The following is a 10,331-nucleotide window of genomic DNA, read 5'->3' as shown; positions in this document are numbered from 1 at the left end:
CGGCGGTCCTTCCGGCGAAGTGAACCCACCCGTCGGCGTCGCGGTAGGCGAGGTCCCCGGACCAGTACATCCCGCCGCGCATCCGCTCGGCCATGGCCTCATCGTCGTTGTAATAGCCGGCGAACTGGCCGGCGCCCGTGGTGTTCACCAGCTCGCCGGCACACGCGTCGAGGTTGACCGCCCGACCGTTCGCGTCGAGCTCCGCGCGCGGGCACTCCTGGCCGGTCTCCGGGTCGTGGACGGCGACCCCGTCGGCCGGCCAGCCGAGTGCTCCTGGCGGCGTGCCCGGCATCTTGCTGACGATTACCGCGTTCTCCGTCGATCCGAATCCGTCCACCACCTTGCACCCGAAGCGCTCCGCGAACGCGGCGGTGTCGCGGTCTCCGGCCTCGTTCCCGAAGACGAGTCGCAGCGTGTTCTCGGCGTCGCCAGGACGCTCGGGCGTGGCCAGGACGTAGGTCAGCGGCTTGCCGACGTACGACGCGTAGGTCGCTTCGAAACGGCGCACGTCGGCCAGGAACTCGGAGGCGGAGAACCTCTCACGGAGCGCCACCGGAGCGCCGGTGACGAGTGCCGGTGCCCAGCCCGCCATGACCGCATTCGAGTGGAACAACGGCATCGCGACGTAGTGCACGTCCTCGGCGGTGAGCCCGAAGCGCTCGGTGAGGTACTGCCCGGGGTGGGTCACCTTCTCGTGGGTGATCCGCACCGCCTTGGGTCGGCCACTCGTGCCCGACGTGAAGATCAGCATGAAGAGGGAGTCGTCGGTGGGTGCCGGTGTCGTTTCGACAGGCTCAACGACCGTTGCCGCACCTGCCCAGCCGGTGTCGTCGGTGTCGACCACCTGGATGCCGGTCAGGTCGAGTCCGTCGAGCAGGTGGCGCTGGGTCGTGTCCGTGAGCAGAAGCTGGACGTCGGCGCGACGAAGGTCGGCCACGAGGGCGTCTCCGCGGCGGGTGCTGTTCACCCCGACCGCGACGTGGCCGCCCATCCCCGCGGCGGCCAGTCCCAGGAGCATCTCGGGCGTGTTGTCCATCAGGAGCCCGACGTGGGGAGGGCGCTGCGGGTCGACAAGGCGCGCCACTGCCGATGCCCGGGCTGAGGCGTCGGCGACGAGCTCGCGCCAGGTCCACGAGTGCTCGTGGGTCAGCAGTGCCGGGGTGTCCTGCTCGGCCCGCGCGAGAAGCAGGTCCCGTATCGTCACGCCGGTTCGGATGCGAGGAGCCGGCCGATGCGCAGCGCCTGTTCCGTCGCGCCGCCGTGCTCGAACTCGTACCTCGTGGCCGCGGTGAAGTAGCGGTGGGCTACCCCGTCCAGGTCGATGCCCACGCCTCCGTGGATGTGCACCGTCGTGTGGGCGATCTTGTGCCCGGCATCCGCAGCCCAGAGCTTGGCCGTGGCGATGGCGTCCTGGGCGGGAAGACGCTCGGCGAGCCGCCATGCCGCCTGCCACACCGTGAGCGCCTGGAAGCGCGAGTCGATGTAGGCGTCCGCCAGCCGCTGTGAGACTGCCTGGAAGGTGCCGATCGGCCGGTCGAACTGCTCCCGGGTCTTGGCGTACTCCGCGGTGAGGGCAACGGCGCCCTCCGTGACCCCGAGCTGGACGGCGCACGTCGCGACGGTGAGCAGATCCACCAGGCGTTGAGCGGCCTCGCCATCGTCAGCGCCCACGCGCCGGTCGGCCGCCACCCGGGCGTCACCGAGCTCGAGGAGCCCGACGACATTGCCGTCGCTCAGGCGCTGCTCCTGCACGCGGAGGCCGGGGTTGTCGGCGTCCACCAGGAAGATCGCGGCTCCGGACGGCGTCGTGGCGGGCACCAGGAACGTGCTCGCCACCGTCGCCGCGGGGACGAGGTACTTCGTGCCGGAGAGGACGAACTCCTCACCGTCCTGAGTCGCGGTCGTCGTCGGCGAGGTGGGAGCGTGCTCGTGCTCCTCGGCGATCGCACAGCTCAGGACACTCGACGGACCTTCAATGCCGTGCTCGACGAGGAAAAGTCGGGCGGTGGCGTCCGTTGCCAGTGGCACCGGCGCGACCGTCCGGCCCACTTCGACGAGCACGCGGCAGAGCTCGACGAAGCCGAGGTTGGCTCCGTCGAACGCGTCGCTGAGGGCACGCCATAGCACCGGGTCGAACCGGCCGACAGTTTCATGATCTGGGGCCTCGACCTCGGCCAGCCGTTCCGCTCCGGTGTGGTCGGCCAGGATGGTGGCGGCCAGGGCAGCGGCGTCTTCGGCCTCGGCGGAGAAGGTGAAATTCATCAATGCTCGCTAACGTCGTGCAGCTGGTAGTCCAAGGCCCACATAGCCGATGATGTCCCGCTGGATCTCGTTCGTCCCGCCGCCGAAGGTCATCACCAGGGCGGAGCGGAAGAACCGTTCGAGCCGCCCGGCGAGCACGGCGCCGGGCGAGTCGGCTGTGACGACGGCAGCGGGTCCGACGATCTCCATCAGGGAGCGGTAGACCTCGATGGCCAGCTCCGACCCGTAGACCTTGGTGGCTGATGCGTCCGCTGGGGAGAGGGTGTCGATCTCGGAGGCGAGCTTCCAGTTCATCAGGGTCAGGGCTTCGGTGCGCGCCTGCGCCCGGCCGAGAAGGATCTGCACCCACTCCTGGTCGATCACGCGGACGCCGTTCGCGTCCTTGGTCTGTCGCGCCCAGTCGGTGACCAGCTCGATCGAGTGGACCAGCGAGGCCGACGACGTGAGTGCCACCCGCTCGCGGTTGAGCTGGTTGGTGATCAGTGCCCAGCCGCCCCCGCGTTCGCCGATCAGGTTCTCCGCAGGCACACGGACATCGTCGTAGTACGTGGCACTCGTGCCGACGCCGGCGACGGTGTGAACGGGTGTGTACGAGAAGCCCTCTGCGTCGGCCGGGACCAGGATCATGGACAGGCCCTTGTGGCGGGGATGGTCCGGGTCGGTCCGGCACGCCAGCCAGATCCAGTCGGCGTACTGGATCAGGGAGGTCCACATCTTCTGACCGTTGACGACCCACTCACCGGCGGTCTCGTCAAGCATGGCCTTTGTACGTAGCGACGCCAGGTCCGTGCCCGAGCCCGGTTCGGAGTAGCCGATCGAGAAGTGCAGCTCTCCACGGACGATCCGGGGGAGGAAGTACTCCTTCTGCGCTTCGGTGCCGAACCGCATGATCGTCGGACCGACCGTGTTCAGCGTGAGGTAGGGGATCGGCACGCCCGCCACCGCCGCGACGTCGGTGAAGATGAGCTGCTCGACCATCGGGCGGTTCTGGCCTCCGTACTCTTCGGGCCAGCCGATGCCCAGCCAGCCGTCGGCGCCGAGCTGACGGATGACCTCCTTGTACGCGGTGACGTCGCCGAACTCCCCGGAAGAGGCGGCAAGAGCAGCGCGACGTTCGGGGGTGACCAGCTCGGAAAAGTAGCCGCGCAGGTCGTCGCGGAGGCGGAACTCGTCGGCTGTCAGGGCGACGTACATGTGGTAAAACTATAACGTGTTCTCGTTTTGGTCCACTGGGACCCGCACTCACTCTCGGAGGCAGTCGTGACTGAGACCCGCGTATTGGACACCGGTTCTGTCCCGGAGCGATTCGCCCGGGGCTGGCACTGTCTGGGCCTCGAGCGTGACTTCGCCGACGGCAAGCCGCACGCGGTGGACGCCTTCGGCGGCAAGCTCGTGGTGTGGAGTGACTCGCAGGGGGAGCTGCACGTCCTGGACGGCTACTGCCGGCACATGGGCGGCAACCTCACGCAGGGCACCGTCAAGGGCGACGAGATCGCCTGCCCGTTCCACGACTGGCGTTGGGGCGGCGACGGCAAGTGCAAGTCGATCCCCTACTCCCGTCGGGTCCCGCTGCGGGCCCGGACCCACCGCTACGAAAGCGTGGTCCGCAACAACCAGCTGCTGATATGGCACGACTCGGAAGGTGGCCCGGCCGACCACGACGCGCTCCCACCAGAGCTCGACGGGGTGGGTACGGACCGCTACACCGAGTGGACCTGGAACGTCATCGAGGTGGACAACGCCCACTGTCGCGAGATCATCGACAACGTCGTCGACATGGCGCACTTCTTCTACATCCACTTCGCCTTTCCGACGAACTTCCGCAACGTGTTCGAGGGTGACAAGGCCACCCAGTTCATGGAGTCCACCGGGCGGCCGGACATGAAGAGCGAGGGGTACGGCGACGAGGATCTCGTCCTCAAGTCGGAAGCCACCTATTTCGGACCGTCGTACATGGTGAACTGGCTGGACACCGACTACAAGGGCTTCCTGACCAAGGTCATCCTGATCAACTGCCACGTCCCGACGGGGCCGAGCTCCTTCAACCTGCAGTACGGGCTGTGCGTGGAGAAGCCCGAGGGAGTCGACGAGTCGACCGCGGAGTACATCGGCAAGAAGTACGCCGAGACGTTCTCCGTGGGGTTCCTGCAGGACGTGGCCATCTGGCAGGACAAGGCGCCCGTGCAGAACCCGTTGCTCTGCGAGGACGACGGCCCGGTTTACCAGCTTCGCCGCTGGTACGAGCAGTTCTACATCGACAAGGCCGACATCGAACCCGAGATGGTCGAGCGGTTCGAGTTCGAGGTGGACACCACCAAGGCGAACGAGAACTGGCGGGCCGAGGTGGCGGAGAACCTTGCGCGCAAGGAGGCCGAGGACCGCGCCACCGAAGACGCCGTCGAGACAGCCGACGCTTAGGCCATGGCTCCCAATTCGATGGCCGGCTCGCGCGGCCCCGCATCCCGCCTGGCGGCGTTATCGTCGGTCGCCGCACAACCCCGGTGCGCCTCCCTCCTCTGCCTTGCCAGCCGGGCGCGGATGCCACGCTCCCTGATCGGCCACGAATTGGGAGCCATGCCCTAATGGCCTACATCGTCCCGACCCGGCCGGAAACGCTGGCGGACCGGGCGCTCTACACCGAGAGCCGGCTGATCGAGCTGGCGTGCCGGGAGTGCCAGGCGCGGGTCATGGTGCGCAAGAACAGCGAGCACCACACCTCGATCCAGTGGACCCAGGCGGCCGTCGCGGACTGTGCGACGTTCGCCGAGCTCTCTCAGCAGGAGGATGGCCGCCCGATCCACTCGGGTTGTCCGCGGCTTGTCGCGTCGATCGAGGAAGCCGTGCGCGACGGCACCGTTCCAATCGGGTCGACCGATGAGTGACTCCTTCGAGCTTGAGGTGCTCGACGTGGTCGAGGAGACCGCGGACGCCCGGTCGGTGGTCCTCGACCCGGGTGAGCACCGCGAGCACTTCTCCTACCGCCCGGGGCAGTTCCTCACGGTCGCCGTGCCGAGCGACCGGACCGGGATGGTGGCCCGTTGCTACTCCCTCTCCTCGACACCCGTGGACGACGACGGCCCGCTGACCATCACCGTCAAGCGAACGGAAGATGGCTATGCCTCCGTGTGGATCTGCGACGAGCTCCGTCCGGGCGACCAGCTCCGGGTGCTCCCGCCGAGCGGGATCTTCACGCCGAAGAACCTCGACGCCGATCTGCTGCTGTTCGCGGGCGGCAGCGGAATCACCCCGATCATGTCGATCATCCGCACCTCCCTGGCCACTGGCTCAGGACGGATCGTCCTGTTCTACGCCAACCGTGACGACCGCTCGGTGATCTTCAGCGGGGCGCTCGCCGAGCTCGCGGCGGAGCATCCCGACCGACTCCAGGTGGTGCACTGGCTCGAGTCGGTGCAGGGCCTGCCGACCCAGGACCAGCTGCGTGCGTTCGTCACGACATACGCCGAGTGGGAAGCCTTCGTGTGCGGGCCGGCGCCGTTCATGAAGGTGACCGTCGCGGCCCTGAGGGAGCTCGAGTTCCCGCGGGATCGCCGCCACCAGGAGAAGTTCGTCTCGCTGGGTGGCAACCCGTTCGAGGTCGGTGCGGAGCGGGTCCCGGACGAGCCCGGCGCGGAGCCGGAACCGGATGAGCCCACCGAGGTCGCCCCGTCGAGCGGCCCAGCTGCACACCTGCAGGTCGACCTCGACGGCGAGGTCTACGAGTTCACCGACTGGCGGCCGGGGACGACGATCCTCGAGCACCTCGAGAGCAAAGGGGTGAAGGCGCCGTATTCCTGCAGGGAGGGGGAGTGCTCGGCATGCGCGCTGCGTCTGCTGGAGGGTGAGGTGACCATGCGCGCCAACGACGTGCTCGAGGAGGAGGACCTGGCCGACGGCATCCGGCTCGGGTGCCAGAGCGAGGCGGCGTCGGAGAAGGTCCGGGTGACGTACTCCTGATGAGTGCCAAGAATCATGCTGAAGTTCCTTCCAGCGTGCCCGTGAGCGCCGTGCGGTCGTATTCGGACGAGGTTGACGTGCTCGTCATCGGTGCCGGCATGGCCGGCGTCGCTGCCGCGATCGAGGCAGCACAGGCGGGCGCGGGGGTGCTGGTTCTCGACCGTGGCGGACGCCTTTCGTGCACCAGCGCGATGGCCGGCGGGCATTTCTATCTCGGCGGCGGCACACCCTGCCAGCAGGCGGGCGGGTTCGACGACACACCGGGCGAGATGGCGAAGTACCTCACGGCGGTCTCGCCCGACTGCGACACGGAGAAGATCCGTGTCTACACCGAGGACAGCGTCGAGCACTTCCACTGGCTCGAGTCGTTGGGGTTCGAGTTCGAGCGGTCGTACTACCCGGAGAAGGCCGTCATGCAGCCCGGCACCGAGGGCGTGATGTTCAGCGGCAACGAGAAGGTCTGGCCCTTCCGCGACATCGCCGTGCCGGCGCCGCGTGGGCACAAACCGCCGGTGGAGGGGGACCTCGGGGGCGCCTCGCTCGTGCTCGAGCTCGCCCTGGCGAAGCTGGACGAGCTGGGTGTGGAAGTCCGCTACGACACCGGCGCCACGGCGATCGTGACCGATGGTGACGCGGTCGTGGGAGCGACCTGGAAACGCTTCGGTGAGACCGGCGCGGTCCGGGCGGACGCCGTGGTGATCGCTGCCGGCGGATTCGTGATGAACCCCGAGATGGTGCACGCGTTCGCTCCGGCGCTCGAAGCACTGCTGGCGCGAGGGATGGCGTTGGGGAACACCTACGACGACGGCCTCGGCATCCGTCTGGGTGAGTCGGTCGGCGGCGTCACGGAGCACATGGAGAACTCTTTCCTGACCGGCCCGTTCTACCCGCCCGCGGACCTGGTCGCCGGGATCTGCGTGAACAACCGCGGCGAACGCTTCGTGGCCGAGGACTCCTACCACGCACGCACCACCGCGTTCGTCTTCGATCAGCCCGAGCAGAAGGCCTGGCTGATCTTCGACTCGGCCCACATGGCCGAGCCGGCCTATGGCCTTCAGCCACTCGTCGACGGGTGGGAGACCGTCGCGGATATGGAGGAGGGCCTGGGCGTGCCGGCGGGCTCGCTGGCCCGGACATTGGAGGAGTACAACGCGGCGGCCCGCGAAGGAGGCGACCCCGCGTTCCACAAGGCCACGGAGTACGTCGCGCCTCTCGACACCCCGCCGTACGGTGCCTACGACCTGACCCCGGGGAAAGCCTTCTACGCGGGGTTCACCTGCGGCGGTCTGCGGGTCGATCACGACGGCCGGGTGCTGCGCGAGGACAGCACCGACGTCGACGGCCTCTACGCGGCCGGTGCCTGCGCATCGAACATCGCGGTCGACGGCAGGGGCTACGCATCGGGCACCCAGCTCGGCGAAGCGTCGCTTTTTGGCCGTCGTGCCGGGCGTCACGCAGCCATGAGGCGCCCGCAGCAGGACGTAACCCGGGTCTCGCCAACTCGTTCTCCTACGCAAGTCGCCCAGTCACACCAATGAAACACGTTCTCCGTCGTAAGACCCGTCCCCCCGGAGTCGAAGGGCCACAGGAGGAGACATGGCCCTGAGCCCAGCATCACTCGTTCGTGGACCCGGGCAGGTCGCCGCGATGTCGTGGGACGTGGCGAAGCTGACCTTCACCACGCGCTTCCAGGGCCGCGAGTTCGTGGAGCAGGCCTGGTTCGTCACCAGCGTCACCCTGATGCCCACGATCCTGATATCGATCCCGTTCGGTGCGGTCATCGCACTCCAGGTCGGCAACCTCACCGGTCAGCTCGGCGCCCAGTCGTTCGCCGGGGCGACCGCAGTGCTCGCCACTGTGAGGGAGGCGGCGCCGATCGCGTCGGCCCTGATCATCGCGGGTGCGGCCGGGTCGGCGATCTGCTCCGACCTCGGTGCGCGCAAGATGCGCGAGGAGATCGACGCCATGGAGGTGCTGGGCATCGATCCGATTGCGCGACTGGTCGTGCCCCGGACCCTCGCGACGCTGATGGTGGCGGTGCTCATGAACGGCATCGTGATCACGGCCGGCATCGCGGGTGGCTACTTCTTCACGGTGATCGTGCAGGGCGGGTCCGCCGGGGCGTTCCTCTCCTCGTTCACGGCGCTCGCCACGCTGCCGGACATCTATGTCTCCCTGATCAAGGCCGCCTGCTTCGGCTTCGTGGCGGCGATCGTGGGCGCCTACAAGGGGCTCAGCGCGTCCGGCGGGCCAAGTGGCGTGGGCCGTGCCGTGAACGAGTCGGTCATTCTCGCGTTCATGCTGCTCTTCTCGTTGAACGCGATCATCACGGCGCTGTACTTCCAGTTCGTGCCACAGAGCGGGCTGTGATGAGCGTCCTGAGTGAGCTCGGTTCGGCATACGCCAAGTCGCGTCGCCTGCGCCTGGAGACATGGGGCGACCAGCTGTTGTTCTATGCCAAGGCGCTGGCCTGGACGCCCCGAGTGTTGCGCCTCTACCGCAAGGAGATCGCGAACATCCTGGCGGAGGTGGTCTTCGGAGTCGGCGCACTCTCGGTGATCGCTGGCACCGTCGGGGTGATCGCCTTCCTGGCCTTCTTCGCCGGTACCGAGGTCGGCCTGCAGGGCTATGCGTCGCTGAGCCAGATCGGGGTCGCGAAGTTCACCGCGTTCATCTCGGCGTACTTCAACACCCGTGAGGTGGCGCCACTGGTCGCCTCGATCGCGCTGGCAGCCACGGTCGGCTGCGGATACACCGCGCGCCTCGGCGCCATGCGGATCAACGAGGAGATCGACGCGCTCGAGGTGATGGCGGTGCCCTCGATCCCGTTTCTGGTGACAACCCGGATGATCGCCGGCTTCATCGCGGTGATCCCGCTCTACACCGTGGCGCTCCTGGCGTCTTACCTCTCGCCACGGCTGATCACCACGATGATCTACGGGGAGTCCGTGGGCACGTACGACCACTACTTCCTGCAGTTCCTGCCACCGATCGACGTGTTGTGGTCGTTCGGGAAGCTGATGATCCTGGCGGTCGCGATCATCCTGATCCACTGCTACTACGGCTACACCGCCTCCGGTGGTCCCGCCGGCGTGGGGGTTGCCGTCGGGAGCGCGATCCGCACGTCGATCGTGTTCGTGATCGTCGCCAACTTCTTCCTCAGCTTCGCGATCTGGGGATCGACGACGACCGTGCGGATCACGGGATAGTCAGATGCTGGTCAACGTCTTTCACGACTCCCCAGGGGAGCACCGGCGGCTGCTGCTCGCCGGGATCGCCTTCCTCGTCTCGATGGCCCTGCTGATCGTGTTGTCGATCGCGATCTACGACAAGAAGTTCACCTCCAGCACGACCGTCACGGTGATGGCCGACCGCGCGGGTCTGCAGCTCGCCCGTTTCGGCGACGTCCGGCTGCACGGTGCCTTGGTGGGATACGTCGAGAAGATCGACAGTGACGGCCGACGGGCCGTGATCACGGTGAAGCTTCGCCCCGAGGCGGCACGCACCATCCCCGGCAACGTCGACGTGCGGATCCTGCCCACGACGCTGTTCGGGCAGAACTACCTCGAGCTCGTGCCGACCGATGGCGGGACGTCGGCGGGGCCGATGCGGGACGGCACGGTCATCCCTGCGAGCCGGGTGACGACGAACGTCGACCTGCAGACCATTCTCGCCGACCTCTTCCCGCTCCTGCGTTCCGTGCGCCCCGCTGACCTGAATGCCACGCTCTACGCCCTCTCGAACGCGTTGGAAGGCAAGGGGGACCAGATCGGGGACACGCTGGTCGCGCTGGACGACTACCTCGCCGTGATCAACGAGGAGCTGCCGACCCTGCGCACGGACCTGCGGCTGCTCTCCAAGGTGTCGAAGACCTACGACCTGGCCGCACCCGACCTCATCAGGCTGCTGCGGAACGCGACGGTGACGGCGCGCACGGTGACCCAGAAGAAGGGCGACCTCGCGCGGGCACTCTCCAGCCTCACCGGCTTGTCCCGCACGACGCGGGTCACCCTGTCGGAGAACGAGAAGCGGCTGGTCGCCCAGACACGCACGGGCCGACCGTTGCTGGCCCTGCTGGACACCTACTCGCCCGAGATCCCGTGCTTACTGACCGG

At 67.7% G+C, this 10,331-nt stretch carries 10 protein-coding genes; 7 read left to right on the top strand and 3 right to left on the bottom strand.

The features are described from left to right. The 3 genes from ACRDPN_RS14580 to ACRDPN_RS14570 all read right to left on the bottom strand — a co-directional run. On the bottom strand, positions 1–1,204 hold a 1,204-nt coding region (locus tag ACRDPN_RS14580), incomplete at its 3' end, for an AMP-binding protein (RefSeq protein WP_431449346.1). Further along, entirely contained in the window at positions 1,201–2,262 is a 1,062-nt protein-coding gene (locus tag ACRDPN_RS14575; RefSeq protein WP_431449344.1) for an acyl-CoA dehydrogenase family protein, read from the bottom strand. The genes ACRDPN_RS14575 and ACRDPN_RS14580, both read right to left, overlap by 4 nt. A 9-nt stretch (positions 2,263–2,271) precedes the next feature. Next, positions 2,272–3,456, bottom strand: coding sequence for an acyl-CoA dehydrogenase family protein (locus ACRDPN_RS14570; RefSeq protein WP_431449342.1), 1,185 nt, complete (start codon positions 3,454–3,456; stop codon positions 2,272–2,274). A 66-nt stretch (positions 3,457–3,522) separates the two neighbouring features. On the opposite strand from ACRDPN_RS14570, the gene ACRDPN_RS14565 reads away from it, so the two are divergent. The 7 genes from ACRDPN_RS14565 to ACRDPN_RS14535 all read left to right on the top strand — a co-directional run. Continuing rightward, positions 3,523–4,680 (top strand): Rieske 2Fe-2S domain-containing protein, encoded by a 1,158-nt coding sequence (locus ACRDPN_RS14565; RefSeq protein ID WP_431449340.1) that lies wholly within the window; start codon positions 3,523–3,525, stop codon positions 4,678–4,680. A gap of 164 nt (positions 4,681–4,844) precedes the next feature. Beyond that, positions 4,845–5,144 carry a hypothetical protein gene (locus tag ACRDPN_RS14560; protein WP_431449338.1) on the top strand — a complete coding sequence of 100 codons (300 nt, stop codon included), beginning with the start codon at positions 4,845–4,847 and terminating at the stop codon, positions 5,142–5,144. Then, a complete protein-coding gene (locus tag ACRDPN_RS14555; protein WP_431449336.1) occupies positions 5,137–6,216 on the top strand; it encodes a 2Fe-2S iron-sulfur cluster-binding protein in 1,080 nt (359 codons plus the stop codon). Before ACRDPN_RS14560 ends, ACRDPN_RS14555 begins: the two co-directional genes overlap by 8 nt. Then, the gene (locus tag ACRDPN_RS14550) at positions 6,216–7,754 is read left to right on the top strand and encodes an FAD-binding protein (RefSeq protein WP_431449334.1); all 1,539 of its coding nucleotides are present in this window, start codon (positions 6,216–6,218) and stop codon (positions 7,752–7,754) included. Before ACRDPN_RS14555 ends, ACRDPN_RS14550 begins: the two co-directional genes overlap by 1 nt. Positions 7,755–7,812: 58 nt before the next feature. Beyond that, positions 7,813–8,586: an MlaE family ABC transporter permease gene (locus ACRDPN_RS14545; protein WP_431449332.1), complete on the top strand. Its 774-nt coding sequence runs from the start codon at positions 7,813–7,815 to the stop codon at positions 8,584–8,586. Then, a complete protein-coding gene (locus tag ACRDPN_RS14540) occupies positions 8,586–9,425 on the top strand; it encodes an MlaE family ABC transporter permease (protein ID WP_431449330.1) in 840 nt (279 codons plus the stop codon). The genes ACRDPN_RS14545 and ACRDPN_RS14540 overlap by 1 nt, the downstream gene beginning before the upstream one ends. 4 nt (positions 9,426–9,429) lie before the next feature. Continuing rightward, positions 9,430–10,331: MCE family protein (locus ACRDPN_RS14535; RefSeq protein ID WP_431449328.1), on the top strand; the 902-nt coding region annotated here is incomplete at its 3' end.

Source organism: Aeromicrobium sp. (genome assembly GCF_050700635.1).
Classification (GTDB): domain Bacteria; phylum Actinomycetota; class Actinomycetes; order Propionibacteriales; family Nocardioidaceae; genus Aeromicrobium.
The sequence above is the reverse complement of the archived record's forward strand: the minus strand, read 5'-3'. Positions and strand labels throughout refer to the sequence as shown.

Coding starts and splice junctions, on each gene's coding strand:
- ACRDPN_RS14575 (WP_431449344.1), bottom strand. CDS start 2,262: ATGAATTTCACCTTCTCCGCCGAGGCCGAAGACGCCGCTGCCCTGGCC.
- ACRDPN_RS14570 (WP_431449342.1), bottom strand. CDS start 3,456: ATGTACGTCGCCCTGACAGCCGACGAGTTCCGCCTCCGCGACGACCTG.
- ACRDPN_RS14560 (WP_431449338.1), top strand. CDS start 4,845: ATGGCCTACATCGTCCCGACCCGGCCGGAAACGCTGGCGGACCGGGCG.
- ACRDPN_RS14555 (WP_431449336.1), top strand. CDS start 5,137: ATGAGTGACTCCTTCGAGCTTGAGGTGCTCGACGTGGTCGAGGAGACC.
- ACRDPN_RS14550 (WP_431449334.1), top strand. CDS start 6,216: ATGAGTGCCAAGAATCATGCTGAAGTTCCTTCCAGCGTGCCCGTGAGC.
- ACRDPN_RS14545 (WP_431449332.1), top strand. CDS start 7,813: ATGGCCCTGAGCCCAGCATCACTCGTTCGTGGACCCGGGCAGGTCGCC.
- ACRDPN_RS14540 (WP_431449330.1), top strand. CDS start 8,586: ATGAGCGTCCTGAGTGAGCTCGGTTCGGCATACGCCAAGTCGCGTCGC.